Source organism: Corynebacterium urinipleomorphum, from assembly GCF_900155535.1.
Taxonomy (GTDB): domain Bacteria; phylum Actinomycetota; class Actinomycetes; order Mycobacteriales; family Mycobacteriaceae; genus Corynebacterium; species Corynebacterium urinipleomorphum.
The window spans coordinates 255,629-282,308 of sequence record NZ_LT706963.1 but is presented as its reverse complement, the minus strand read 5'-3'; the positions used below and the strand labels follow the sequence as shown (position 1 = coordinate 282,308).

The 26,680-nt window shown below is 63.3% G+C and carries 23 protein-coding genes and 1 tRNA gene; 18 read left to right on the top strand and 6 right to left on the bottom strand.

From position 1 onward, the window contains the following. Positions 1 to 95 precede the first annotated feature (95 nt). Together CZ338_RS04205 and CZ338_RS04200 are read left to right on the top strand one after the other, a co-directional pair. Entirely contained in the window at positions 96 to 1,688 is a 1,593-nt protein-coding gene (locus CZ338_RS04205) for an alpha/beta hydrolase (protein ID WP_235839434.1), read from the top strand. Positions 1,689 to 1,901: 213 nt separating this feature from the next. Continuing rightward, entirely contained in the window at positions 1,902 to 2,987 is a 1,086-nt protein-coding gene (locus tag CZ338_RS04200; protein WP_087117285.1) for an HNH endonuclease signature motif containing protein, read from the top strand. Positions 2,988 to 3,381: 394 nt separating this feature from the next. Here the strand turns inward: CZ338_RS04200 and CZ338_RS11230 are convergent, their stop codons facing one another. Further along, positions 3,382 to 3,507 carry a hypothetical protein gene (locus CZ338_RS11230; protein ID WP_268875422.1) on the bottom strand — a complete coding sequence of 42 codons (126 nt, stop codon included), beginning with the start codon at positions 3,505 to 3,507 and terminating at the stop codon, positions 3,382 to 3,384. A gap of 425 nt (positions 3,508 to 3,932) precedes the next feature. Between CZ338_RS11230 and CZ338_RS04195 the strand changes: the two genes are divergently transcribed. The 13 genes from CZ338_RS04195 to CZ338_RS04135 all read left to right on the top strand — a co-directional run bounded on the left by CZ338_RS04195 (position 3,933) and on the right by CZ338_RS04135 (position 18,331). Continuing rightward, positions 3,933 to 5,078, top strand: a complete 1,146-nt coding sequence (locus CZ338_RS04195) for an alpha/beta hydrolase (protein WP_087117041.1) — start codon at positions 3,933 to 3,935, stop codon at positions 5,076 to 5,078. 86 nt (positions 5,079 to 5,164) lie between these two features. Continuing rightward, a complete protein-coding gene (locus CZ338_RS04190; RefSeq protein ID WP_087117040.1) occupies positions 5,165 to 7,210 on the top strand; it encodes a prolyl oligopeptidase family serine peptidase in 2,046 nt (681 codons plus the stop codon). A 53-nt stretch (positions 7,211 to 7,263) separates the two neighbouring features. Beyond that, a complete protein-coding gene (locus tag CZ338_RS04185; RefSeq protein ID WP_087117039.1) occupies positions 7,264 to 7,932 on the top strand; it encodes a copper chaperone PCu(A)C in 669 nt (222 codons plus the stop codon). Positions 7,933 to 7,971: 39 nt separating this feature from the next. Then, a complete protein-coding gene (locus CZ338_RS04180) occupies positions 7,972 to 9,306 on the top strand; it encodes a Dyp-type peroxidase (RefSeq protein ID WP_087117038.1) in 1,335 nt (444 codons plus the stop codon). A 167-nt stretch (positions 9,307 to 9,473) separates the two neighbouring features. After that, entirely contained in the window at positions 9,474 to 10,718 is a 1,245-nt protein-coding gene (locus CZ338_RS04175; RefSeq protein ID WP_087117037.1) for a hypothetical protein, read from the top strand. Between the two features lie 14 nt (positions 10,719 to 10,732). After that, the gene (gene rfbB, locus CZ338_RS04170) at positions 10,733 to 11,749 is read left to right on the top strand and encodes a dTDP-glucose 4,6-dehydratase (protein ID WP_235839433.1); all 1,017 of its coding nucleotides are present in this window, start codon (positions 10,733 to 10,735) and stop codon (positions 11,747 to 11,749) included. A 167-nt stretch (positions 11,750 to 11,916) separates the two neighbouring features. Then, on the top strand, positions 11,917 to 13,089 hold the full coding sequence (locus CZ338_RS04165; protein ID WP_087117036.1) for a CAP domain-containing protein: 1,173 nt from the start codon (positions 11,917 to 11,919) through the stop codon (positions 13,087 to 13,089). A gap of 75 nt (positions 13,090 to 13,164) precedes the next feature. Continuing rightward, on the top strand, positions 13,165 to 14,514 hold the full coding sequence (locus tag CZ338_RS04160) for a sugar nucleotide-binding protein (RefSeq protein WP_087117035.1): 1,350 nt from the start codon (positions 13,165 to 13,167) through the stop codon (positions 14,512 to 14,514). 14 nt (positions 14,515 to 14,528) lie between these two features. Continuing rightward, a complete protein-coding gene (gene rfbA / locus CZ338_RS04155; RefSeq protein ID WP_087117034.1) occupies positions 14,529 to 15,392 on the top strand; it encodes a glucose-1-phosphate thymidylyltransferase RfbA in 864 nt (287 codons plus the stop codon). Between the two features lie 2 nt (positions 15,393 to 15,394). Beyond that, on the top strand, positions 15,395 to 16,297 hold the full coding sequence (locus CZ338_RS04150; RefSeq protein ID WP_407919358.1) for a glycosyltransferase: 903 nt from the start codon (positions 15,395 to 15,397) through the stop codon (positions 16,295 to 16,297). Between the two features lie 10 nt (positions 16,298 to 16,307). Then, entirely contained in the window at positions 16,308 to 17,009 is a 702-nt protein-coding gene (locus CZ338_RS04145) for a glycosyltransferase family 2 protein (protein ID WP_087117033.1), read from the top strand. Further along, entirely contained in the window at positions 17,006 to 17,422 is a 417-nt protein-coding gene (locus tag CZ338_RS04140; protein WP_087117032.1) for a DUF2304 domain-containing protein, read from the top strand. Before CZ338_RS04145 ends, CZ338_RS04140 begins: the two co-directional genes overlap by 4 nt. Before the next feature lie 27 nt (positions 17,423 to 17,449). After that, entirely contained in the window at positions 17,450 to 18,331 is an 882-nt protein-coding gene (locus tag CZ338_RS04135) for a DsbA family protein (RefSeq protein ID WP_235839432.1), read from the top strand. 47 nt (positions 18,332 to 18,378) lie between these two features. On the opposite strand, the gene CZ338_RS04130 is transcribed toward CZ338_RS04135, so the two are convergent. Genes CZ338_RS04130 through CZ338_RS04120 form a run of 3 tightly spaced genes read right to left on the bottom strand, consistent with a single transcriptional unit; the run spans position 18,379 to position 21,000 of the window. Beyond that, positions 18,379 to 18,999, bottom strand: a complete 621-nt coding sequence (locus tag CZ338_RS04130; RefSeq protein WP_087117031.1) for an MBL fold metallo-hydrolase — start codon at positions 18,997 to 18,999, stop codon at positions 18,379 to 18,381. A 12-nt stretch (positions 19,000 to 19,011) separates the two neighbouring features. Continuing rightward, positions 19,012 to 20,133: an S-(hydroxymethyl)mycothiol dehydrogenase gene (locus tag CZ338_RS04125; protein WP_087117030.1), complete on the bottom strand. Its 1,122-nt coding sequence runs from the start codon at positions 20,131 to 20,133 to the stop codon at positions 19,012 to 19,014. Between the two features lie 24 nt (positions 20,134 to 20,157). Then, positions 20,158 to 21,000, bottom strand: coding sequence for a GDSL-type esterase/lipase family protein (locus CZ338_RS04120; RefSeq protein WP_087117281.1), 843 nt, complete (start codon positions 20,998 to 21,000; stop codon positions 20,158 to 20,160). A gap of 259 nt (positions 21,001 to 21,259) precedes the next feature. Between CZ338_RS04120 and CZ338_RS04115 the strand changes: the two genes are divergently transcribed. Together CZ338_RS04115 and CZ338_RS04110 are read left to right on the top strand one after the other, a co-directional pair. Further along, positions 21,260 to 22,921, top strand: coding sequence for an AMP-binding protein (locus CZ338_RS04115; protein WP_087117029.1), 1,662 nt, complete (start codon positions 21,260 to 21,262; stop codon positions 22,919 to 22,921). A gap of 134 nt (positions 22,922 to 23,055) precedes the next feature. Further along, positions 23,056 to 23,514: a PaaI family thioesterase gene (locus CZ338_RS04110; RefSeq protein WP_087117028.1), complete on the top strand. Its 459-nt coding sequence runs from the start codon at positions 23,056 to 23,058 to the stop codon at positions 23,512 to 23,514. 43 nt (positions 23,515 to 23,557) lie between these two features. Here CZ338_RS04110 and CZ338_RS04105 read toward each other — a convergent pair. Beyond that, positions 23,558 to 23,633, bottom strand: a tRNA-Thr gene (locus CZ338_RS04105). 103 nt (positions 23,634 to 23,736) lie between these two features. Further along, on the bottom strand, positions 23,737 to 24,882 hold the full coding sequence (locus CZ338_RS04100; RefSeq protein WP_235839460.1) for a DNA polymerase III subunit delta': 1,146 nt from the start codon (positions 24,880 to 24,882) through the stop codon (positions 23,737 to 23,739). Positions 24,883 to 25,078: 196 nt separating this feature from the next. On the opposite strand from CZ338_RS04100, the gene CZ338_RS04095 reads away from it, so the two are divergent. Beyond that, positions 25,079 to 26,605 (top strand): adenylate/guanylate cyclase domain-containing protein, encoded by a 1,527-nt coding sequence (locus CZ338_RS04095; RefSeq protein WP_087117026.1) that lies wholly within the window; start codon positions 25,079 to 25,081, stop codon positions 26,603 to 26,605. Positions 26,606 to 26,680 lie beyond the last annotated feature (75 nt).

The following is a 26,680-nucleotide window of genomic DNA, read 5'->3' as shown; positions in this document are numbered from 1 at the left end:
GCGACGGTTCTTTGCACCTCAAACTCGGCCAGCTTTTGGCATGATTAACGCAGTCTCTTTACATCACCGTTCAAACGCCGCGAAGGATCATCACAATGAAGTTTTCCCGCCCCGCCCTCGCTGCCGTTGCCGCGATCGCCGTCGCCGCAGGATCTTTCTCCATCGTCAACGCCGCAGACAAGCGCGAGAACACGACAGCTGACCGCGTTGCGGCGAACTCCCCCAGAGTCGGCGACGCCGCCCCCATCAACCCCGCAGCCGATGCCGAAAGCTACGAGTTCGCCGAGGACGCCGAAGCCGCGGACGCTGATCTCTCCGAAGAAGACGCCGTAGCCGACGACTACTCCGACATTCTCTACGGCGATCCGATTGTGGACGCCACTGCTGATGCTGACGTCGCGGCCGACGTCGCCTACGAGGAAGCCTCGCTTGACGACGGCGCCGCGCCCCTCCCAGCCTCCCCCTCTGAGGTCGATGGGGCAGTCGCTACACTGAGCCAGCCAGCTCCTGTTGACCCGACGATCGAAGCCCGCGCCCAGGAGGTTCCTGACCTCGGAGGAAACAAACCGGACCGCAACGATATAGCTTCCCGCGCGAAAATGCGGAAAATGACCGGCCCGTCCGATGCCCCTAAGAAGATTTACGGCGACACCGGCGCAACCCAGGCTTGGTACGGCACCGAGGGTGTCGAAGGCTGGTACGTCTACTCCGAATCGATGAAACGCGACATCCCCGTCGCTCTCATCCGCGCCACCGACCGCGATGGAAACCCGGTTTCGAATGCACCGACGCTCTACATGCTCAACGGCGCAGGCGGCGCCGAGCAGGACGGCGACTGGATCTCCACTGGAGGAGCTCAAGATTTCTACAGGGGCAAAGGCGTCAACGTGGTCATCCCCATGGAGGGCGCATTCTCCTACTACGTCGACTGGCTCACCGACGGCGAAACCCTGAAGCAGAAGTCTCCGTATTTCAAGGGCGAACAGAAGTGGAGCACATTCCTGGGCAAGGAGCTTCCACCCGCCGTGGAGCACGAACTCGGCGCTAACGACAAACGCGGTGTTCTCGGATTCTCCATGTCCGGCACCTCTTCCCTCCTTCTCGCCGAGCACTTCCCCGACCAATTCACCGCCGTCGGCTCCTTCTCTGGCTGCGCCGCAACGTCTACTCCGTTGCCTTGGGCGTTCACTGCCCTCACCGTGAACCGCGCAGCTCGAAAATCCGACTACACTTCCGTGACCCCCGCCCACATCTGGGGCCCCATGGGCAGCCCCTACAACCGCCACAACGACGCTTTGGTCAACGCCGAGAAGCTGCGCGACAAGGCCATCTACATCTCCAACGGCTCCGGCACCGGATCCCAGTCGGACATGATCGGCTACCGCATGAGCAAAGGACAGGACTTCGCACAGGCCTCCTCCGGATCGCTGACCACCACCGTTGAAGGCGGAGTCATCGAGGCCGCGACCAATGCCTGCACCCACGACCTGCGTGCAAAGCTCAACAACCTGAACATCCCTGCCCACTACGAGTTCCGCAAAACCGGCACCCACGCATGGTCCGTCTGGATCGACGACCTGGGCCGCTCGTGGAACACCACCTTCGGCCCCGCCCTTATCGGCGACTCCTTTGTCCGCGCCGATGCCCCGGCCCTTGACCGCCCCACCTGGAATCCCGGCAACAAATAGCTTTCAAGCGCCGTCGACACCGAGCACCTCGCCGGTCGCGCCCGCTAGATTTTCTTCGCGATGGATGGAACCGCCCTTTTGCGCACGTCAGAGGGCGGTTTCAAAGTGTGATGGAACCGGGGGTTGTGGATAACTCCGGCGGAGTCGACGGTTATCCACAGGTTTCGGGCCGTGCCCTTTCGTTCGTGGTTGCCGGGTTTTAGCGTGTGGGGCATGAACACGTTTGACGCTTTCCTCGGCTCGATCACGAGTCCTTTGGATGTCCTGGCTGGGTTTGACCGTCAGGCTGCTCGTGATGCCGGCGTCAAACCGACCACTGTTGATGAGTGGGAGCGTGTCCACACCGTCTACTTCGGCCCGACGAGGTTCACCCGGAAGCAAGCGCATGCCATCCGGATCGCTAGGGAGACGGGGAAGTCTCTGGATCAGTTGGTGTTGATCGAAAACCAACTCAAAGCAGTCACACCGGCAAGTGAGACGTGGCGGCTACGGCTTGCCTTATTGTCCGTGCGTGGTGACTACAACACCTTGAAGCGGCGTGCGAAGACGATCATCCCCGATCCCGATCAGGACACACCCGCCCCGGTGTCCACGGTCCGGTTCAGCACACCGAAGAAAGGGACACGTTCCTTTACCGCCACGGGTGACGCTAGTTTCATCGCCGCCCTCGAGTACGCCTTGCGCCGGAATCTGGATCCGGGTCGTCCGGCAGGCCCGCAAATGTATGAAGCACTGACCGACATTCTGCGCGGTGAGGGTGGTGTAGCTGATGCTGTACCCCGCCCACTGGTAGTAGTCCCGCTAGCAGACCACACGAGGATTCTGCGTGGTGAGGGCAACGACACCATCCTGGGACTATCTGACGGCACCACCATGACCGGTGCGGAGTATTTGGCCCGGTTCCATGGTGAGGATCTGGAAGTAGCGATCTTCCATCCGCAGGCGGGTGCGGTGAACCTGTACGACACGAAACGGTTCGCTAACACCAAGCAGCGTGACCTGGCCCGAGCAACACTCACAACGTGTCCTGTGCCGGGGTGCCGGCATGCCGCGGATAACTGCGAGGTCCACCACGTCACCGCCTGGTCCAAGGGTGGTCAGACAAACATGGACAACCTGTCGGTGGTGTGCAGGTACCACAACCGCACCAACGACGATGATCCCCACCGCAACAACCGCGGCCGGGTAGAGATCAGGGCAGGAACCCCAGTATGGGTATCCCCCAGGGGGAGGCCCGCGGCGAACACCACCCACCAATACGGCGCGATGCACCTACTGTTCGGAAAACAACGAGAATAAACAACGGGAATAACGCCGGGCCACCAAGACCAGTGGACCAGTGGGCCAGCCGAACTAAAGGGCGGGGACCATCCAAAACTACTGGATCGAGGAGACGGAGCGGGAAAACGCTAACAACTGGACCAGCCGGAGGCGAAGCATGCCCCACGGCCCCATCGGCACGCCCGGAAAAACCGACTAGACGACACCCGACCCTCAAGCGACCAGAAAAGAGGGGTAAACGACAAAAGACGCAGCCGAGAACACCCAGCTGCACCCCCTCAGCTGCGCTTTACAGCTGATAAAAGGGTACTTCCATGGCCTGTCCTTGAAGAGGCTCAGGGGGAACGGTCCGGGAACGCGAAAGCCAGGCCCCGGAAATGGGCCCGGCTAAAGCTTTCGCGGTACAGAATTCCTAGAACATGCCCAGGCTGAGAGCAACGGTGGACGACGTCGAGGAAAGCTGGTGGACGACACCACCGAGGAACTCGTTGATCATCAGCTGGATCTGCTCAATGGGGTTCAGCGGGGAGTTCTTCATGGGATAATTCCTTTTCTGTTGCCGTGGTCTTCTTCGCCCCGAGGGGTATCTCAGCTGGCGGCTGAGTCAATCCCGGGAATTTCGAACCTGGGAAAGTTACCCATGTCCGTTTCATTGGGTGTTTCGCGCTGGATTGCGTCCTCGTTACGACATCGCCCTCAAGGCCCTCAAGTGTTTCTGTCCGAGCGGAACGACAACACACGCACGACGGATCGTAACATGATTAACATTGTGCACAACTGGAATGGAATTACCGGTTGTGCGCCAGCTACCCCACCGTTAAAGTCAAGTTCGCTCCAAGATTCTTAGGCGCGCATACGCGTTACGGTAACGGAACGCGTCAGTGCGGCGAAGATCGGAGTGGAACCATATCGGCTGGGGTCGAGCCGGATCGCACCCCGTCAAAACTCGCAAGGACTTTTAGTATGAAGCTCTTCCGCTCCGTCGCCGCAATTGCCACCGCCACGGCGCTCACGTTCGGCGCTGGGTCTGCGCTCACCGCAGACGCAGCACCGGTCAATCCCCAGCAGGCAGCGGGCAACGCTGCAGTTGGAACTGTCAAGAACTGGAACGCCCACCCCGCCCCCAAGGCGGTCACAACCGGCGAAACCGCGAAGTGGGTTAACGAGGTCGACCACAAGAAGGTGTGGGCCTTCTGGGTCAGTTCACCGTCCATGGGGCGTGATATCCCGGTGGCCGTCATTCCGGCGCGCAACGATAAGGGCGAATTGGTCAAGAACGCTCCGACGATCTACATGCTCAACGGTGCTGGTGGCGCAGAGCAGGATTCGGACTGGCTGACCTACGCCGAGACCCAGAAGTTCTATGAGAAGAAGGGCGTCAACGTCGTCATCCCGATGGAGGGCGCTTTCTCCTACTACACGGACTGGCTGAACACTCCGAATGCCGCGTACTTCAAGGGCCCCCAGAAGTGGGAGACGTTCCTGACCAAGGAGCTGCCGGGGCCGATTGAGAAGCGTCTCGGTGCGGATAACCGCCGTGCAATCCTCGGTTTCTCCATGTCCGGCACGTCTGCGCTGCTCCTGCCGGAGAAGGTTCCGGGCTTCTACGACGCTGCGGCAAGCTTCTCGGGTTGCGCCGCCACTTCGTCCCCGGCCGCGTACAACTTCGCCCGCCTGACGGTGAACCGCGGAGCGGGTTCGGCCGCCAACTTCAAGACTGTCACGCCGGAGCAGATGTGGGGCCCGATGGGCGGCCCGTACAACCGCGCCAACGACGCTCTTCTCAATGCCGAGAAGCTCCGCGGCACGAAGCTGTACGTCTCCACCGCTACCGGCCTCGCAGCAGAGCAGGACATGGTCAGCTACATTGCCGCCAAGGGTGCCCCCGCGGTGGCAGCTCACGCAGCTTCGTTGACCCTGCAGGTTGAGGGTGGCGTGATTGAGGCAGCGATCAACACGTGCAACCACGACCTCAAGGCGAAGCTGGACAGTCTCAAGATCCCGGCTCACTACGAGTTCCGTAACGTTGGCACCCACTCGTGGCCGTTCTGGCGCATGGACCTGGAGAACTCCTGGAACAAGACGATCAAGCCGGCCTTCGGCATGTAACACGAGCCTGACACAACCGTAGAACTCCGGAGCAGCGACGTTCCGGAGTTTTTCTTTTCCTCTTCACTGGGCCTTAGGGTGGCGGTATGGCAGATTCGACCCGGCCCCCTGTTCCCGATCTGACGATCGACCCCGCTGAGCTGGACAACATCACCGGCACGGCCGCTCTCACGTGGGCGAAGGATTGGTCCGATCTGACTGAATCGGCGTACGAAACGACGTCGCTCGCTGCACGGATCCGGAGTGCGCTAGACACCGACGACAGAATCCCTTACGTCACCCGCCGCGGCGAACACCTCTACAACTTCTGGCGCGATCACTCGCACCCGCGCGGCGTGTGGCGTCGCACCACCCTGGAGAGCTACCTCGCAGATAGCACCGAGTGGGAAGCAGTCCTTGACATCGACGATCTCGCAGCAGCCGAGGGAGAAGATTGGGTGTGGAAAGGGGCGTCGGTACGCCCTATCGCCAACGACCGGGCGCTGGTGCGGTTGTCCCGCGGAGGAGCTGACGCGGTGGTTGTTCGCGAATTCGACCTTGCCGCGCTCACTTTTGTCGACAACGGCTTCACTCTGCCCGAAGCGAAATCGGACGTGAGTTGGCTGGACCGCAACACGCTACTTGTCGGCACGGATCTCGGGGCGGGCAGCGTCACGACATCGGGCTACCCGGTCGAGATCCGCGTATGGCGGCGGGGCGAGCTTCTCAGCGAAGCACCAGTCGTCTTCCGCGGTGAACCAGACGACGTCGCGGTCGGAGCAGGGGTCGACCACACGCCGGGTCATGAGCGGATCATTTTCACCCGCGCCCTCGATTTCTACACCGCACAAACGCACATCGCGCCGCTCGATTCACCCACCACGCGCACGCTTATCGACGCCCCCTCAGACTGCACCGCCATCCCCCACGAACAGTGGCTCTTTCTGTTGCCTCGATCGGACTTCGCCAACCTTGAAACAGGGAAACTCGGCGTGATCAGACTCGATGATTTCCTCGCCGGGGACCGTGACATCACCACGCTTATCGACGATGCCGCGACCCAGAACCTCTCGTTCACCTCGCAAAGCGTCCTCGCCACCACGCTTGACAATGTGGCCACCCGCATCACCCGCTTCCGACTCGGGAGCTGGGAGCGCGAGCTGGTTGACTTACCGGAAGCCGCGACCGCATCGGTGGTGGCGACTAGTCCTCTCGACGAGGTTCACGGGGAAGAGGTGTGGATCAACGCATCGTCGTTTAGCACCCCTTCGACCTTGATCAGAAACGGCCGCATCGTGCGCCAAGCACCCGCTCTTTTCGATTCCTCCGGGATTCAGACCCGCCAACACTGGGCAGTGTCCGCAGACGGGACGAAAATTCCGTACTTCATCGTGGGGCGTTTTGGTGCCCAGGACTCAGAGAGCGCAGCCCCACGACCGACTCTGGTCGGAGGCTACGGGGGATTCGAAGTCTCTCTTACCCCTGCTTACTCGACTGTCCGCGGGATGGCGTGGTTAGAACAGGGCTATTACTACGTGCAGCCCAATCTGCGCGGCGGAGGCGAATTCGGGCCCGAGTGGCATTCCCAGGTAGTCAAGACCAACCGGCACAAGGTGTGGGAGGATCACCGGGCGGTGCTGGAAGACGTCGTCAAGCGCGGCTATGCGACGCCCGCGATGCTCGGCATCCGCGGTGGCTCAAACGGCGGGCTCTTAACGTCTGGTGCGCTGACCCAGTACCCGGACCGGTTCGGAGCAGCCGTGATCCAGGTGCCGCTCACCGACATGCTGCGCTACCACACCCTGTCCGCCGGTGCTTCATGGATGGCCGAGTACGGCGACCCCGACAACCCCGAACAGCGCACCGCCATCGAGAGCTGGTCCCCGTTACACAACGTGGACTCAATGCGGGAATACCCGCCGGCGTTGGTGACGACGTCGACACGCGATGACCGCGTCCACCCCGCCCACGCCCGCACCTTTGCCCTCGCGTTGGCTAAAGCCGGCCAGCCCGTCGACTACTTCGAAAACACCGCTGGCGGACACGCGGGCGCCGCCGACAACGAACAAATCGCACGCGTCGAAGCCCTCATTTACACCTGGCTGGACGACAAAATCGGGTGCGGGAACCAAAGCGACGCCGGCAACGACTGATCCCTCGAGGCGCTTCAGCGACGATAAGCGCACCTGATCTTCTAAGGAGCCCCATGAACAAGAAGCTCTTCTCCCTGGCAGCCGTCCTGTTTGCCGGTTCGCTGAGCTTGGCGGCCTGCGGCGATGCTGGCAACGCTGACAACGCCAGCGACACTGACAACGCTGCACATGACGCCGACGGAACAGACACGGCCACCACCGCCGACGAAGCAGGCGGAGCGGCCTCCGTTGTGCAGCTGACAGAGGGTTACTGCCGCGCCAAGCCGGACGCCCGAAACCCCGAGGACAACGAGCACATGACCGAATTGGACGCGAAGCACTCGGACATGACCTCCTGCTTCGGCACCCTCAAGAACACATCTGACAAGGACGTCACGGTGGTGTCCTTCGCTTCCCCAGCTCTCGAGGGCTCCTCCACCGAACTCCACGAGGTTGTCGACGGCATGATGCGTGAAAAGGCAGGCGGCTTCACCATCGCCCCGGGCGGAACATACGAGCTTGTCCCCGGCGGCGACCACCTGATGATCATGAACTGCCCCGGCGCGATTCCCGCTGGCGAAAAGATCGCCGTGGAAATCACCATGAGCGACGGCTCTGTCCAAGCGCTGGAGCTTCCCGTTCGCGAGCAGCCGTCCGGCGAGGAAAATTACGGTGGGGATGCCGGTGCTGAGCACGCGGACCACACTGACCATGCTGGTCACGCAGAACACGCCGGCAATTAGCTTCCCACGAGATTCCCTCTTACTCCGTTGAAAGGCCCTATGACTGACACGCCCCGCACCGAGCCGGAACCAGCCTCAGCTACAGCCGCTTCACGCAAAACTCCGACACGCCGACAGTTCCTGCACGGCGCGGGGGTTCTGGGAGCTGCCGGGGCCGTCGCGGCGGGCACGAGCGCGTGCGCGAATGAAACGGCCACCAACCCGACCGCAGGCGAGAAAAACAGCGGCGACAGCACGTGGCCGGGCCAGGGCACGCAGGAATCAGGGGAAGCTGGTGAAGCTTTCCTCGCCGACTCCCGGGTGGAGTTCGACGGAGAGCACCAAGCGGGAATTGCGACGCCGGAGCAAGCCTTCATCAAACTCATCGCATTCGACCTCAAGAGCAACCGCGAATCCCGAGACGACGCGACACGCCTCATGCGCCTGTGGACCGACGATGCCCGGCGCATGTGCTCGGGGCTAGCTGGGCTGGCTGACCTGGAAAAGGAGAACCTCGCCTCCACCGCCAACTTGACCATCACGGTCGGTTTCGGCCGGAACTTCTTGGACAAGCTCGGGCTCGGTGCGAAAGCCCCAGCCTGGTTGGGCGACCTGCCGGAGTACAACCGCGACGAGCTTAGCGTCGCCTGGTCCGGCGGCGACCTCTGCCTCCAGATTTGCGGCGACGACCGTTTCACCGTCTCCCACGCCGCACGCTTCATGACCAAAGCCGCACGCAGCTACGCCGACGTGACTTGGATCCAAGACGGCTTCCTGCATGCCCGCGGCTCCGTCGCGACAGGCGAGACACCCCGCAACCTGTTCGGCCAGCTCGACGGCACTGGAAATCCGCCGGTGGAGGAATTCGACGACCTCGTGTGGATCAGCGACGGCCCTGAGTGGTTGCGGGGCGGCAGTGCGATGGTGGTGCGTCGCGTAGCAATGCTTCTCGACGAATGGGACATCCTCGACCGCCCCTCCCGCGAAGTCGTCACCGGTCGGGCACTAGACAACGGAGCGCCGTTGACCGGTGAGAACGAGTTCGACGAACCCGACCTCGATGCTCGGGACGAGTACGGTCTTCCGGTCATCGACCCGAACTCGCACATGGCCCGGGCAAAGTCAGCTCCGGACAACCAGGGAGAACGGATTTTCCGGCGGCCCTTCAACTACGACATGCCGCCAGGACCGGACTCGCGGGGCAGCTCAAATGCGGGCCAGATCTTCATCTGCTTCCAACAAGACCCGTTGCGGCAATTCGATCCCATCCAAAAGCGTCTCGACGAAGCCGACCGCCTCAACGAGTGGATCGTCCACATTGGTTCCGCTGTCTTTGCCATCCCGCACGGCACCGCAGAGGGCGAATACTGGGGGCAGGACCTGCTCGAAGACTAGGTGAGTCTGTCGCGGGCCTCGCGGCGATCCCAGCCTCGATCCCACTCGCGATCCCAGCCGCGGGGCTTATCGCGAGAGTTGCCACGTGGACTGGCGCGAGAGTTGCCTCGAGGGCTGCCGCGGGCCCTTCTTACAGCTCGCTGGCACCTCGGTAGGATTTCTTTTCAATGAAATCGCTGTCATTCGCGACTGTCTTCGCGGCGCTCTCCGGGTTCGTGGTGCTGTGGGTCGCATCGTGGACCCTGGATGCCGAGACCCAAATGCGGTATTTCCAGGCCTACTGGAGTCTGTTCTTCGCCTCGGCGGGATTCATTGACGGGATTACGCAGGAGACGACGAGGGCGGTGGCGTCGGCACGCGAAAGAGCTGAGCGGGGCCGCCCCGCCCGCGGAACCGCGAACCCGTGGCGGATGTCGTTCGTCATTGTCGCGGCCGTGATCATCCTGACCGTCGTTCTCGGCGGCCTGTTCATGGACAGCGTCGTACCGCTCACCCCGGGTCTAGCCACGCAACTGCTCTTGATCGGGCTGGTCAACTACGTCTACCAGGCGATCGTGTCGGGCATTTTGAGCGGCGCCCGGCTCTGGAACCAGTACGCCGGACTCGTCGCCCTGGATTCAGGCGTGCGCCTCGCGCTCGCTGTTGTCGCCTGGCGTGCCGGGTGGGGTGTTGAGGCATTCCTAGTCATCACCGTTGTCGGCGCGATGAGCTGGCTGGTCACCCTGGCTGTGTCGCCGCAGGCCCGCAACCATATCCGCGTTGCCCTCGATGTGGACCGCGGGGAATTCCTCCGGCGCGTCCTCACCGCGATCGTCGCCACCGGTGCATCGGCGACTTTGATCACCGGTTTTCCGGTGGTGCTCAACGCAGCCTTTCCCGCCGATGCCGCGGCCGCTGGCACTGCCGTCGCCGCCGTCAACCAAGCTGTGCTGCTCACCCGGGCCCCAGTACTCGTGCCTCTGCAGCGCTTCCAATCCGCGCTGGTCGTACGGTTCGTGGATAACCGCGCGCGTATCTACTCCTCGCTCGCGCGCCCGATCGCCGCGATCATCGCTGTTGGGCTCATCGGTTTCGCCGCAGCCTGGCTTATCGGTCCGTGGATACTCCGGTTTTTCTTCCCGCCAGAGCTATTCGTGCCCGGTCTTCCGCTCGGGGTACTCACCTTCGCGTCGGCGATCATGGGCGCGTTGATCATCACAGGCACCGCGGTCCTCGCTCTCGAACTGCACGGTTGGTACGTGGCGGGCTGGGTCGCCGGCTCCGTGGGGACCTTCGTCCTCCTCTTCGTCCTGCCGGCTGTCACGGGCTCCGGGGTCACAGTCACCGTGTGCGTCGCGCTCATCGCGGGCCCGCTCATCGGCGCGGCCGTTCACCTAGCAGGACTCTCAACCGCCGCCGCCCCGGAAACGTGACGTACCATAGCCGCATGACTTCCCAGCCCTCCCCATTCGGCACAACAATGCTGGTCACCGGTGGTGCAGGTTTCATCGGTTCCAACTTTGTGCGCCTGGCTACGCAGCGTTACCCAGAGCTACGCATCATTGTTCTCGACGCCCTGACCTACGCCGGCAACGCCGATAACTTGGCAGGACTCGACAGCAACGTCGAATTGGTGGTGGGGAGGATTGAGGATGAAGGGAACGTCGATAAGCTCGCTGCAAAAGCTGACGCGATCGTCCACTTTGCCGCGGAATCCCACAACGACAACTCGCTTCGCGACCCCTCCCCTTTCGTACACACCAACCTCGTCGGCACTTTCACCTTGCTGGAGGCCGTGCGCAAACACGGAAACCGCTTCCACCACGTGTCCACAGACGAAGTCTTCGGCGACCTCACGCTCGACGACCCCGCCCGGTTCACCGAAGAAACCCCCTACCGCCCCTCATCGCCATACTCCGCGACAAAAGCTGGCTCGGACCACCTCGTCCGCGCATGGGTGCGGTCCTTCGGAATCAACGCGACAATCTCGAACTGCTCCAACAACTACGGCCCCTACCAGCACATCGAGAAATTCATCCCGCGACAAATCACGAACCTTCTCACCGGCCGCCCCGCCAAACTGTACGGCGACGGCGCGAACGTGCGCGACTGGATCCACGTCGACGACCACAACGATGCTGTGCTCGCCATCCTCGAGCGCGGACGTCCCGGCGAGACCTACAACATTGGCGCCAACGGCGAACACTCAAACAAAGAAGTCATCGAGCTCATCTGCGAGCTGATGGGCGGCACCTACAAGCACGTCGCTGACCGCCCGGGCCACGATCGTCGATACGCGATGGACGCATCAAAGCTCCGTGGTGAACTGGGGTGGACTCCCCACTACGGCCAGGACTTCCGTGCAGGCCTCGAGCAAACTGTAGCATGGTATCGCACCAATGAAGCTTGGTGGTGCGGCCATAAAGAAGCTGTTGAGCAGGGGTATCGAGCACAGGCGCAGTGACGGTGACGCAGCCGCCTTGTTGAGAGCGAGAAGAAATTCATCACATTCAGCATTCTTAATTCTTACTGACAAAGTAATGTGAAACTGGCCATTAATCGGCCGCCCATGCCCCAGAGGATTCCCGTTTCTCACGTGCCCCTCGCACGCCAGCCTAACTTGGAGCTCAAATGTCCCGCACTCCGCACCGTTCGCGTTCCAACTTGATCATTACCCCAGCCGTCGCGCTTGCAGTTGCGTTTGGGACGGCCACCGTTCCAGTCGCCACCACCCCCTTCGCCGCTGCGCAGGTGAACACGGTTAATCAACCCCGGATCGACACGTCCAATTTGACCACCGATCAGTGGATCGCTCTGACCTCCCAGGCCACAATGGAGCTGATCAACGACTACCGAATCGCCAACGGACTCCACCCGCTTCGCACCCACCAGCTCTTCAACCAACGGTCGGAGGACTACTCCAAAGTGATGGCTGGGAAAGGAAACGGCTGTTCCGCGAGTGACAAGGCCTGTCTAGAAAACGCTTTGCAGCACTCCAACGCCAAACAGTGGGGCCGCTCAGGCGAGAACATCCTACTGAGGAGTCTCACCAAGAACCCAGCCAGCATGACTGAAGCAGATTGGGCCGACCTCGCAGTGCAATTGTTTGAGCAATGGCGCAATTCACCTCTCCACAATGCCGGTATGCTCAACGCGTCCTTTCAGGGCATGGGCTTGGGTATCGCTGTCGACCGGAACAACATCGTCTGGGGCACCACGATGTTCTTCAACGAGCACGTCCAGCTCAGCGGGGGTGCATACTACGAGGGGGATGCCACAACGGAGCGAGCAGTGAGCTCCGGCACCCCGTTCTACATGGCAGGTGGCGCGAAGAAAGCTCTCGGCATCAGCGGCACAACAGACCCGCTTACAGACACTAAGGGGGTCCGGCCGAGCTACAATGGCCTCACTGTCAATGTCAGTGGCAGCACCCGCCAAGTGAACATCGAAGGCGGTCGCAGGGCCCAGGAAGAAAAGAACCGCGGGCTTTCCGCTGGAGTCGATTCCCGCTTGCAATCCGCGACAACGAATCCGAGCGTAGGCGCCAGCACTCCCACTAGCGCCAAACCGAGCACGGCTCCGAAACCAAGCACGGCTCCGAAACCGAGCGCCCCGACAAACACCACCCCGAAGCCGAACACTAGGCCCAGTCTGACAACCACCGACACTCCGAAGCCTGGTCCGACTGGGGAAGGTTCGTCTGTGGGTGCCATCGTCGGCATCGTCGTCGGCGTCCTAGCGCTCCTCGGTCTGGGCGTTGCTGCGCTGGGAATGGCGAACGGAGGTTTCCAGCTGCCGTTCTAGCCTCCGGCAACGGGATTTTCGGTGGAGCTTCCACTTACCGCCGCAGGTAAGTTCCCCGGAACTAGACTCGCTTCCATGGAGGAACGCGCACACGCCCGCTGCCCGATCGACGGCCTGACAGTCCACCGCCTCACGGTCCACGGTGATAACCGCGGGTGGTTCAAGGAGAATTGGGCGGGTACGCCGCCGTTGCGGGTGGAGCAGAACAACGTGAGCTTCAACGCGCAGAAGGGTGCGACGCGCGGGATGCACGCGGAGCCGTGGGACAAGTATGTCTCGGTGGCGACGGGGCGAGTGTTCGGCGCGTGGGTGGACATGCGCGCAGGCTCGCCGACGTACGGCGAGAAGTACGGATGCGAGATCGGCCCGGACACGGCGGTTTTCGTGCCGCGGGGTGTGGCGAACGGTTTCCAGGCGCTCGAGGACGGCACGACGTACATCTATTTGTGCAACGCGCGGTGGTCGCCGGACGCAAGTTACGCGTTCTGCTCGTTCAAGGAGATCGAGTGGCCGCTCGAGCCCACGGAAGTCTCGCCCAAGGACCTCGCCCATCCGCCGCTTATCGACGCCGCCCCCGTCCCTCCCCGCCGCACCCTCGTCACCGGGGCGGACGGTCAGTTGGGACGCGCTTTGCGGGCGCTGCTGCCGGACGCGGATTTCTGCGGCCACGACGACTTCGACCTGACGTGGCCGGTGGAGACAATGATGGAGGCGCGGGACTGGTCGCAGTATTCCGCGATCATCAATGCGGCGGCGTTCAACGACGTCAACGGGGCGGAAACCGCTGAGGGTAGGACAGCTGCGTGGGAGGTCAACGCCCTTGGCCCGGCGAAGCTGGCGCAGGTGGCTAACCGGTACGACCTGACCTTGGTGAATGTGTCCACCGACTACGTCTTCGACGGGACGGTCGCAGAGCACACCGAGGAAGAGTTGCCGAGTCCGTTGGGGGTGTATGGGGCGTCGAAAAGCACGGGCGAAGCTGCTGCTGCCGCGGCTGCGAAACATTACGTGGTGCGCACGAGCTGGGTGTTCGGCGACGGCGGAAATTTCATGGCCACGATGGCGCGGCTGGCGCGCGAAGGTGTCGCACCCAAGGTAGTCAACGACCAGCGCGGCCGCCCGACGTGGGCGGAGGATCTTGCCAAGGGCATCGTGCACCTGATTGACACGGGTGCGGAGTACGGCATCTACAACATCACCTCCTCCGGCGACTCGGCGACGCGCGATGAGATCGCCATGGCCGTCTTCGTCGCCGCGGGCGCGGACCCCGCCGACGTGCACCCAGTCAGCTCCGCCGAATACCAGGCGGAATTCGGGCCCGAGGCACCCCGGCCCGCGGAGTCGACGCTCACACTGGACAAGATCGAGGCCACCGGCTTCACGCCGACGAACTGGCGCGTGGCGCTCGCCCTGTACCTGGGGTAGCTAAAATCCCAACCATGAAGGGCATCATTCTCGCCGGCGGATCGGGCACGCGGCTGTACCCGATCACCAAGGGCATCTCGAAGCAGCTCATGCCCATCTACGACAAGCCGATGATCTACTACCCGCTGTCCACGCTGATCAGCGCGGGCATCCGGGAGATCCTGATCATCACCACGCCCGAAGACCAGGACGCATTCAAGCGCCTGCTTGGCGACGGCTCCTCCTGGGGCCTCATGCTCGACTACGCCGTCCAGCCTTCCCCCGACGGCTTGGCTCAGGCCTTCATCATCGGCAAGGACTTCATCGGCGGCGACTCCGTGGCGCTCGTCCTCGGCGACAACATCTTCGACGGCGCGGAGCTCACCCGTCTCATGGGCGACGCCTACGACCCGGCCGGCGGCGCCATCTTCGCCTACGAGGTCTCCGACCCGGAGCGTTACGGCGTGGTCAGCTTCGACGAGACCGGCACCGCCACCGCCATCGAGGAGAAACCGGAGCACCCGCAGTCCAATTTCGCGGTGGTGGGGCTGTATTTCTACGACAACGACGTCGTGGACATCGCCACAACCATCACCCCGAGTGCCCGCGGTGAGTTGGAGATCACCAGCATCAACGAGACCTACCTGCGGCGCGGCGACCTCAAAGTGCACCGCCTGCACCGCGGTGACGTGTGGCTGGACACAGGCACCATCGACTCAATGAGCGAAGCGAGCTCGTACGTCGAGGTGATCCAGAAACGCACCGGCACGGTCATCGGCTCCCCTGAAGTCGCGGCGTTCCGGCAGGGCTTCATCGACGCCGCGGCTCTCGAGCGCCTCGCCGAGCCGATGCTCAAATCCGGCTACGGCCAGTACCTTATCGACGCAGCCCGGGACTGACCATGAACCCACACCCCAGCTCCCATGCCGACTCCGACTCCGGGCCCGACGCCAACCCCAAGCCCAACGCCGACTCAGTGCCGGGCACCGGAACAGGTGCGAGTCTGAAACCCGGCGCGGTCACCGTCCTCATGTCGGTGTACCGCAACACCACGTCGGAGGAGCTCAAGCACGCCCTGGACAGCATCGACGCCCAGACGCGCCCGCCGGAGCGGGTACTGGTGGTGAGGGACGGGGCGGTGCAGGGGGACGTCGATAAGCTGCTGAGCTCTGTTGACACCGTGACGTTGCCCGAAAACCGCGGGTTGGGCATCGCGTTGCGCGAGGGCTTGGCGGACGTGGACACGGAATTCGTGGCGCGGCTCGATTCTGACGACGCAGCGTTCCCCGAGCGCCTGGAAAAGCAGCTGGCGTTCATGGCAGCGCACCCGGAAATCGCCGTGCTGGGAACCGCAATGCAGGAATTCGACGGGGACACCCTCGGCGGCGTCCGGCGCCTGCCCGAAACCCACGACGCGATCGCGCGGTACGCGAAAATCAACTCGCCGATGAACCACCCGTCGGTGCTCATGCGCGTCGCCGACGTGCGCGAAGTCGGCGGCTACCGCCCCATGCACAACATGGAGGACTACGACCTGTGGGCGCGGCTCATCGCCGGCGGCAAGAAACTGCACAACCTGCCGGAACCGCTCACCTACTTCCGTGTCGACGACGCCCAGATGAAGCGCCGCACCACTCCTGAAACGCGGCGTGCGGAACGCGAAATGCAGCGTGCGCTCGTGAGCTACGGCCTGGTCTCGCGCCCCCGTGCCGCCGCGAATTACGCCGTGCGCAACCTCTACCGCGCACTCCCGTTGAGTGCGATGCGGCGCGTTTACTCCCGCCTGTTCCACCGCGGGGACTAGAGTCTCGTTCATGACCCAGCAGAGCAGATTCGACGACACGTGGCTCGTCGTGCCCTGCTACAACGAGGGCCCCGTCATCGGGGACGTGTTGCGCAACGCGTTGACAACCTTCCCCAACATCGTCGCCGTGAACGACGGTTCCGCCGACAATTCCGCCGCCGACATTCACGCCGCCGGCGCCCACTTGGTCAACCACCCGGTGAACCTCGGCCAAGGCGCCGCGATCCAGACGGGTGTGGAATATGCGCGTGCGCAGCCGGGTGCGAAGTACTTTGTCACCTTCGACGCCGACGGACAGCACCAAGTTCACGACGTAGTCCGCATGGTGGAGCGCCTGCGCACAGAGCCGGTAGACATCATCGTGGGCACGCGCTTCGCCGACGGGTCCGGCACCGACAACGTCCCGTGGATCAAACGCGTCGTGCTCAAGACCGTCGTGTTCCTCTCCCCGCGCAGCCGCAAGCTCGGGCTCACGGACGCCCACAACGGGCTCCGCGCGTTCAACGCGAAAGTCGCCGCCGAAATGAACATCCGCATGAACGGCATGTCCCATGCCTCCGAAATCGTGAACATGATGGACGAGTTCGACTGGCGCGTCGCCGAGGAGCCCGTGGATATCCTCTACACCGATTACTCCATGTCGAAGGGCCAGTCGCTGGTCAACGGCGTGAACATTCTTGCCGACGGCCTCGTCGCCCGGAGACTCCCATGATCCAAGTCCTGTTGCTGCTCGCCGCGTTCATTTTGGTGCTGTACTTCTTCACCAACCGCAAGAAAGCCAATGCGAAGGCGTGGGTGAAGATCGGCTTCGTGCTCATGGTGCTCGCCGCTGTGTGGGCGATCCTGCGTCCCGATGACGTGACTGTCCTCGCCAACTGGCTCGGTGTCGACCGCGGCACCGACCTCATGTTGTACGTGCTCATCATCGCGTTCTTCTTCACCACGATGTCCACGTGGGTGCGGTTCCGGGAGCAGGAGCTACGCTACGCGCGTCTCGCCCGGGCGGTTGCGCTGCAGAACGCGGTGCCGCCGACAGGGGCGCAACCGGCACCGGCGCCGGCACCGTCACCATCTGAGACAGAGACCAATCCCCGAATGGAACCGCCCGCCCCGCACAGCTTGTGAAGCGCTAGCAGGCTAGACTAAAGCCCCATGAGCGCGAAGTCGACCGAGGACAACAAGGGCAACAACGACCGAGGCGGGGCGAAAATCCCCGCACTGATGTGGGCGTTTTCCGCAGTGTTCGCTCTGGGCACCGGTGTGGGCGGCTACATTCTCGGCGAGAATCACGGATACGACCGCGCCGTCGACGCGCTAGCAGCGGGTGAGCTGCCGGAATCAGATAGCTCAGCTCCTGTGACCGAGATCCCTGAAGACGCGAAGCCTGGCACCGATTTCGCTGAGGCCAAGGCCAGCGAAGAAGCCGCGATGATCCACGGTCCGGGATCGCCGATCAATTCGCGCCAGGAGATTTCCAATTCGGCGCGCCGCGACCCCAACGATCCGTTCGCGGTCGGTGCGGTCGACGCCCCGGTGGTCATCGCGGAGTTCACCGACTGGGACTGCCCCTTCTGCATCCGCCATGCCACAGAGACAGAGCCGGAGCTGCTCAAGGAGTACGTGGAACCGGGTTACGTCCGCATTGAGTGGAACGACATGCCGATCAACGGCGAGACCTCGCAGGCCGCTGCGCGGGCAGGTCGAGCAGCGGCGGAGCAGGGCAAGTTCGCCGAGTACAAGAAGGCCTACTTTGACGAGGCCCGCGGCACCGACGGCCACCCCGGGTTCGGCTTCGAGGACTTCGTGCGTTTCGCGGAGACGGCGGAGGTGCCGGACATCGATAAGTTCCGCGAGGACGCCGCCAGCGACAAGTACGACAAGGCGATCGCCGAGGCCCTCGACTACGCGCAGGGCCTGGGCATTTCGGGCACGCCGGGCTTCATCGTCAACAGCGAGTTCATCGGCGGTGCCCTGCCTATCGACGACTTCCGCAAAGTCATCAACGGCGAGCTGCAGAAAACGGTGAAGAACTAGCCTTCTTTTCCGGGCGGCCAGCCCGGAAACCCTCCGCCGCGACTGCGCTAGTAGCCGCGGCGGATCCACTCCTCCAGGTGCGGCGCCTCAGCGCCGACGGTGGTGTTGTCGCCGTGCCCGGTGCGCACGACTGTTTCCGCTGGCAGATCCAGCACAGACTTCTGCAGCGAGGCGATGATGGTGTCAAACGAGGAGAAACTGCGCCCCGTTGCGCCCGGGCCGCCCTGGAATAGGGTATCGCCGGAGAATAGTTCACCGGCTTCCTCGGCGTAGAGCACCACGGATCCCGGCGAGTGCCCCGGGGTGGACAGCACCTTGAGCTCGGTGCCGGCGATGTGGAAGACCTGGCCGTCCGAAAGCGGCTCGAACGGCTCTGCCGGGTTGGCGTCGCCCCAGAGCATGTCGTCGCCGGGGTGGAGGTAGACGGGGGCGTCGACAAGCTTGCTCAGCAGCGGCGCGGCGTCGACGTGGTCGTTGTGGCCGTGGGTGGCGATGATGCCTTTCACAGTGCGGTCGCCGACCACCTTCGCGATCGCTTCGGCATCGTGCGCGGCGTCGATGATGAGCACCTCGGAGTCGTCGCCGACGATCCAGACGTTGTTGTCCACCTCCCATTCGCCGCCGTCGAGCTTGAACAGGCCGGAGGTGACTACGTTCTCGATCTTCATGGTGGTTCCTCCTTAGAGTTCGACGACAGAGCGCAGCACGTCGCCCTGCTTCATCTTCGTGAACGCTTCTTCGACCTGGTCCAGCGCGATGCGCTCGGAGACGAATTCGCCGAGTGGGAAGCGGCCGTCCAGGTGCAGGTCGACATAGGCCGGGAAGTCGCGTTCCGGCAGGCAGTCGCCGTACCAGGCGGGCTTGATGGAGCCGCCGCGGGCGTACAGGTCGATCGCGGGGATGTCCACGTGGTCGGTCTGGTTGGGCACGCCCACCATGACCATGCGGCCGGCGAGGTCGCGGGAGTAGAACGCCAGGCGCCACGTGGGCTGGATGCCAACGGCATCAATGGTGACATCGGGGCCGAAGCCGCCGGTGAGCTCCTGGATTTTCGCGATCACGGTGTCCTCATCCATGTCCTTCGAGCAGATCGCGTGGGTTGCTCCGAAACGCTCGGTCGCGGCATCGCACTTGCGCTTATCGACGTCCACCGCAATCACCTTCACCGCCCCCGCCAGCGCCGCTCCTGCGACGGCTGCCAAACCGACTCCGCCCAGACCGAAGACGGCGACGGTTTCGCCGCGCTGGATGTCACCGGTATTCACCGCAGCGCCAAGACCGGCCATAATGCCGCAGCCGAGCAGGCCTGCAGCCGCCGGGTCCTCGTCCGGGTTCACCTTGGTGCACTGCTTCTCGTGCACGAGGGTCTTCTCGGCGAAGGAGCCGATGCCGAGGGCGGGGGTGAGCTCGGTGCCGTCGGAAAGCGTCATGCTCTTCGACGCGTTGTGCGTGTTGAAGCAGTTCTTCGTGTCGCCCTTGCGGCAGGCGCGGCACTCGCCGCACACTGCGCGCCAGTTGAGCACCACGAAATCCCCCGGCTCGACGTGGGCGACGTCCTCGCCGACGGTCTCCACAATGCCGGCGGTCTCGTGGCCGAGGAGGAACGGGTACGCGTCCTCGATATCGCCGTCGCGGTACGCGAGGTCCGTGTGGCACACACCGGTGGCCTGAACATTCACCACAACGTCATTAGGGCCCGGCGCGGGGATCACGATGTCCGTGAGCTCCACTTCCGCGCCCTTTTCGCGGGCGATGACACCCTTCACGGTCTGGTCCTGGAGGTTAGTCTCGCTGTTCGTCATGCCCCCGAGGGTAGCGAAAACTCCTTAGGACGCCGCGAGAATCCGTCCCATCCGGGCGTGGCCGCGCTGCGTGGCGTGGACCGGTGCGTTGCCGGGGCCCGCATAGAAGTCGATGAGGCCGGCGAACTCGCGCTGATCGTCGCGGGCGCACATACCGTGCTCGCGGGTGCCGGGCTTGAGGTCGACGAATTGGGTGCGGGTCGCGCGCGCCAGATCGACATTCATCCACTGGGCGAGATCCTCCCAGTAGCTGACCGACGGCATCGGTGTGGCGTCGTACATGTTCGGGCCGATGTGGAAAAGACAGACCCGGTCGCCGCCAGTAATTGTGGGGTAGCCGACGATCTGGATGCGGGCGTTCGGTGCCGCGCGGCGGATGCGGTCCACCTGCGGGCGCATGAAATTGACGTAGTCGCGGCGGATCTTCTTCGGGTCCTCCCCGATGTGGTTGTAAGTGTCGTTGAAACCGACCTGCAGCACGACGCGCTTGGTGGCGCGGTCGAGGCCCCGTTCACGCACGGCGCGGTCAATCTGGGCCACAATATTCGGACCGCGGGAAATACTCACCGCACCCGGGCAGGAGAAGTCGCGCGGCTGCAGGCCTAGCTGGCGGGCGGCCTGTTTGCCGAAGTTGTTGGGGCTGGTCGGGCACCACCGCGCCGGATCGGATTTGCCGTTGGGGTGTAGTCCGATGCGGGCACCGAGGTATTCCATCGACGGGGCATCCGCGACAACGGAGTCACCGAAGATGACCATGTTTCCATTCTGCGCTTCAGCCTGCGGAGCAGCGGGTCCCGCGACCACACCGGCGCCCATGAGGACGGCGGCAACGAGGGCGGTTACGCGGTGGCGGGTACGGGTGAACATCATCCATCCACTTTCTGAAAAGTCGGCGTACATGGCAGGTGTTGGTGCGTGGAAGATATTTTAGTTTTCAATTGAAAATAACGGGCAAAAATCCCACAATTAGCTCGTCGACCCGACGCACGGAAATGTTACAGGCAAGAGCGAGAAGCGACTACCGCGCGGCTCCACGATGCGACGTTAACGAAATATCCCGTTGGAAACGATAAGCGTGTGATACCCCTGACATCCAACGGGCTAACTGACAGCAAAGGACACCGTCATGGCGAACCAAACCAGCTACACCCCGCTCCAGCGCGTCGGCGCGTTTGCCGAGCTCGCCTCGCTGATTGTCCGGCGCAGGATTGTCAGCTTCGAGGGAGGCCCCGGGGTCTTCGTCCGCGGTTTCGGGGATCTGCCTCGCTGGGGCATCACCGCCGCACGCGAGGTAGAGCAAGGCGCGCGCTGCTGCCCGGAGCGCACCGCGCTTATCGACGACTCCGGTCTCCTCACCTACCGCCAACTCCGCGATGCCTCCCACAAACTCGCCCGGTGGCTGGTCAAGCACAAGCAGGACAACGGGTTGAAAGAGCTGCGCATCGGCATCATGGCGCGCAACGGACGCCACTTCGTCATTCCGTTCGCCGCGAAGAGCTACGCCGGCGGCGCCGCCTTCCTGCTCAATATCGGCTCCTCCCCGGAGCAGCTCGCCGGCTGCATCGAGGAGAACGGGATCAACGTGTTGTTCATCGACACCGAATTCGCCGACCGCATCCCGGCCGACCACCCCGCCATGGACGGTGTCGCCGTCGTGTGGGGGTACGGAGGGGAGGGAGAAGGGAGCGTCGATAAGCTGCTTGTCTCTGACGCTGACCTGCCGAAACTTCCGCTCATCCCGCCCCAGGGCGACATCGTGCTCATGTCTTCCGGCACGACCGGCGTACCGAAAGGCATTTTGCGCACCGAGCCGAAAGTGCCGTTCGTGCTCACCGGACTGCTGTCCGCCGTGCCGTGGTACGCGAACCAGACCGTGCTGCAATCCGCCTCGATGTTCCACACGTGGGGTTGGGCGACGCTTGTCGTCGGACTCGGCTCGCGCTCCACGATTGTCACGCAGCGTGAATTCGATCCAGTGAAGGCGATGAAGCTGATCCAGGACTTCCGCGTGGAGGGCTTGATTTCTTCGCCGATATTCTACAAACAGATGCTCGACCTGCCCGACAACGAGCAATGGGACACCTCGACGCTGAAGTGGATCGCGTCTTCCGGCAACGCACTCACTGCCGATGTCGTCGCGCGCGTGCACGAGCGTTTCGGCCCGATCCTCGCCAACATCTACGGTTCGACGGAGCTCTCACTGGCCACCGTCGCCACCGCCGAGGACGTCGCTGCCCACCCCACTGCCGCAGGACGCGTGGTGCCAGGCAGCACAATCAGGCTTTACGACGACGCCGGCAACGAAGTCCCCCACGGCCAGCCCGGCCGCATCTTCCTCAATAACGAGACCGCCCTGAAGGGGTACTCCAACCCCGATACCCCTCTGGTCATGATTGACGGGCTGATCGAGATGGGCGACCGCGGCTACTTCGACGACGAAGGGCGCCTCCACGTCCTCGGCCGCAACGACGACATGATCATCATCGGCGGCGAGAACGTCCACCCCCAATCCGTCACCGAGACCCTCGAGCCCATGCCCGGCATCGCCGACGTGTACGCCGGCGGCGTCGACGACGAAGACACCTTCAAGCGCGTCGCCGTCTGGGTGGTCCGCTCCGACGACGAAGCCGGACGCTCGCTCACCGCCGATGCTGTCCGCGACTGGGTCCGCGACAAACTCGCCCACCACTCCATTCCCCGCGACGTGAACTTCGTCGACTCCCTACCCCGCAACCCCACGGGCAAAGTGATGGCGCGGTTCCTCCCCGAATCCCGCCGAGACGACTAGAGCAAACCCGGAATTCGTGCCCGGCCCGCGGGTATAGTTGGCTAGGTCTGTGATCTAGCTCATAAGACGCGCACCGCGTCCACTGAGCCGCCGTCACCGCACAACTACTTCCCCGACTTGCTTAGGAGCAACCATTGGCTCACTTTTCGGCACGCCAACTCAAAAACTTCATGCAGTTCTGGCCCCCGCTGCTCGGTGCCGGCGTGAAGATCAAGGAATTCACCGACGACGGCACCCGCGTCGTGGTCACTCATAGGCCGAACATGCTGACCAAGAACGCCATGGGTGTCGCATTCGGCGGAACCATGTCCGCCATGACCGACCCGTTCTTCATGCTCGCCTCCATGCACCGCCTGGGCAAGGACTACAAGATCTGGGACGTCGCTGGCAAAATCCAGTTCATCAAACCCGGCCGCGGCAAGATCACCGCCGACATGCGCATCCCCGATGAGACTTACGAGCTGATCAAAGAGAAAACCAAGGACGGTGAGAAATACCTCCACTGGTTCGAAGTGGACATCGTCGACGAGGATGGCGACGTGGTCGCGCATGTGCGCCGCCAGGTGTACTACCGCCTAAACCAGAAGAAATAACAGTGAAGCCCCAGCTAAAACGCTGTTCTAGCTGGGGTTTTTGTGGAGCCGCCTGCGAGAATCGAACTCGCGACCTTCTCATTACGAGTGAGATGCTCTACCGACTGAGCTAAGGCGGCAGGATCCGCGCGCAGACATGCGCGACGTGTTCCGATCGGATAGCTTAATCGACGACCGTGCCCGCACAAAAATCGCAGGTGGCTGCGCCATGGAACCGCCCGATCACGTGGCGTTGCACGCTTTCCGGATGCGGCCGAGCATGCCGTTGAAGGCGATCACGGGCAACACGGATTGGTCGAGGCGCTCGCGGCATTGGGCGATCGCGTCGAGGCATTCGGTCAACCCCGCCAAGCCGACGCGGCCAGCGATCTCGCGGGCCAGGCCTTCGTAGTCGGGGTGGATGAGCTCGAGGCCGCTGTCAGCGCCGATGACCATGGCGTCGCGGTAGATGCCGGCGAGGTCGACGAGGGTGAGATCGAGGACGTCGCGAAGCCGCCTCGTGCCGCGCGCTTTCTGCTTGGCTTCGAGCTCCTTAAGCGACCCGGACGCACCTTTCAGCGCACGCGCCGCACCTTTTCCTTTCGCGCCCATGCCGAGCGCATTCTCGAGTTTCTCCCGCTCCTCCTCGTCGGCTTGAGCGTAGGCATCCTTCGCTTCAGCGTCGGCAGATTTCACGAGTGTCGCCACAGCTTGGAAGGCTTGGTCGCCGTGAAAGACCAGTTCAGCTAGGTTAATCGCGCTAGCACGCCGGCGCTGTGCTGCCTCACTTTTCACCAGCCTCCGCGCACGCCCCACATGGTGCAGCGACGTCGCCGCCGCGAGCCGCGCGTCGCTTTCGGAGGCACCTTCCTCACTCACCAGCAAACGCACGATCTCGCTTGTCGACGGCGCCGGGATATACACATGCCTGCACCTCGACCGCAGCGTGGTGGAGAAATCCTCCGGATCTGTGGACGGGGCACACATGATGATCACGGTGGATTCTGGCGGCTCTTCGACGGTTTTGAGGAAGGCGTCGGCCGCGGCCGCGGAAAAGCGGTCCGCGTCATCGATGACGACGACCCGCCACTTGCCCACGGACGGCAACCGCGCAGCCTGTTGAATGATCCCACGGACGGTGTCCACCTTGATGCCCAGCTCCTGCGGCACGACGTGCACCACGTCCGTATGCGAACCGGTCAACGCGTCCCGGCATGCTTGGCACCGCCCGCACCCGATCTCCTCCGGGTCCGTGCACATGAGTGCCGCGGCGAACGCCAGCGCCGTCGTCGACCGCCCCGCCCCTGGCGGCCCCGTGAACAGCCACGAGTGTGTCATCGCGTGCGGGTCCGCGCCCTCCACCCCGCGCGCGGCCGCGGCGGCAGACATGATCACGGACCGCACCGTGGGAATATCCGCGAGCCGTTCGGACACGCTCCGCGGCGCAACGTGCGGGCTGCGGGTCTGCGAAGTCGGGCTAGTCACGCGCTCTAGCCTACTGGGGCCGTGGACACAGACGCGGCTCGGAGACAGTATCGACAGTATTGGGACAACGACGTTGACGGGACACGTAAAGTAAGGCAGCGTGAACAGATTTTGGCAGGGCTTCCGCTGGCTCATGGGCACCCCATGGCCGCTGTACGCTTCTGTCCTGCTATTCACGAATGTGGCTAGCGCGATCGCGATCATGGCGTTCGTCCGGTACCTCATCCCGATGCCGGAGGCGCGTCAACTGGGCAAGATCGCGGCGGGTTTCGCCCCGGTCGGAATTGTCTACCTGATCTTCGCGGTGATCGTCGGCGGTGTCGTTTCGTACGCCCTGTTCAGATCGGTTTTGCTCTATCAACGCCGCCCGGACGACGTCGACCCGTACGTGGTGCGCAACCTCGTCCTGCGCATCCCTGTCCTGCAGACGCTCGTGGTGGCCATCATCTGGTTCATCGGCATCATCATCGCCACCGCCGCTGCGTCGCGCACCACCCCAAGCCTGGCGCTCGTGGTGGGAGTATCTACGCTCATGGCCGGCCTGGTCACCTGCGTGCTCACCTACGTGCAGGCGGAGCGCCTGGTCCGGCCGATCGCCGCCGACACCCTGTCGCAACGATTCGCGGACACCACCCTGGAACCGCCGATCAAACAGCGGCTGTACATGACGTGGTTCATGACATCAGGTGTACCGCTTATCGGCATCCTGCTGCTTCTCGCCGCCCAGAGCAACGGCTTCTTCGACAACACCCCGGGCGAGCTGATGCCGTCGGTCTCCGCGTTGGCTTTGACCGCTATCGTCACCGGCATGGCCGGCACAGCATTTGCCACCATGAGCGTCGTCGACCCGATCAAGGAACTGCAGGAAGCCATCAACCGGGTGCGCCGCGGTGAGACCGACACCCAGGTGGATATTTACGACGCCTCTGAGCTCGGTGTCCTCCAAGCGGGCTTCAACGAGATGATGCGAGGCCTCAACGAGCGCCAGCGCGTCCGCGACATCTTCGGCCAGTACGTGGGCAGCGAAGTCGCCCAGAAGGCCCTCGAGGAGCAGCCAGAGCTCGGCGGCGAAGACCGCAAGGTCGCCGTCGTCTTCATCGATGTCATCGGTTCCACCAACTTCGCCGTGAACCACTCGCCAGAAGAGGTCGTGGACGCACTGAACGCGTTCTTCGAGATCGTCGTAGATGTCGTCCACCGCAATAAAGGCGTGATCAACAAATTCGAGGGCGACGCGGCACTCGCTGTCTTCGGCGCACCGCTGGCGGTCAACGACTCCACCTCCCACGCGCTCCAGGCCGCCCGCGAGCTGCGCCAAGACCTGCGGGGCCTCGAACTCGACGCGGGCATCGGAGTCGCTTCCGGCCACGTCGTCGCTGGACACATCGGCGGCCAGGACCGTTTCGAGTACACCGTGATCGGCGACGCCGTGAACACCGCCGCCCGCCTCACGGAGCTGGCCAAGGACTCCCCCGGCCGCGTGCTGACCAACCTGTCCACGCTCAAGGGCGCCAACGAGGTGGAGAAGGCCCGCTGGACCGTGATGAAGTCGATCGAGCTGCGCGGCCGCAACAAGATGACGCAGCTCGCCCGCCCCGTGCGCGCGACCATGGCGGACAAGTACTAAGTCCGCGCCCACGCGCAGGGTCGAAGGACGTTTACCTTTTGTGGTTTGCCTTTTGCGCTTTTCGACGAAGCGCCA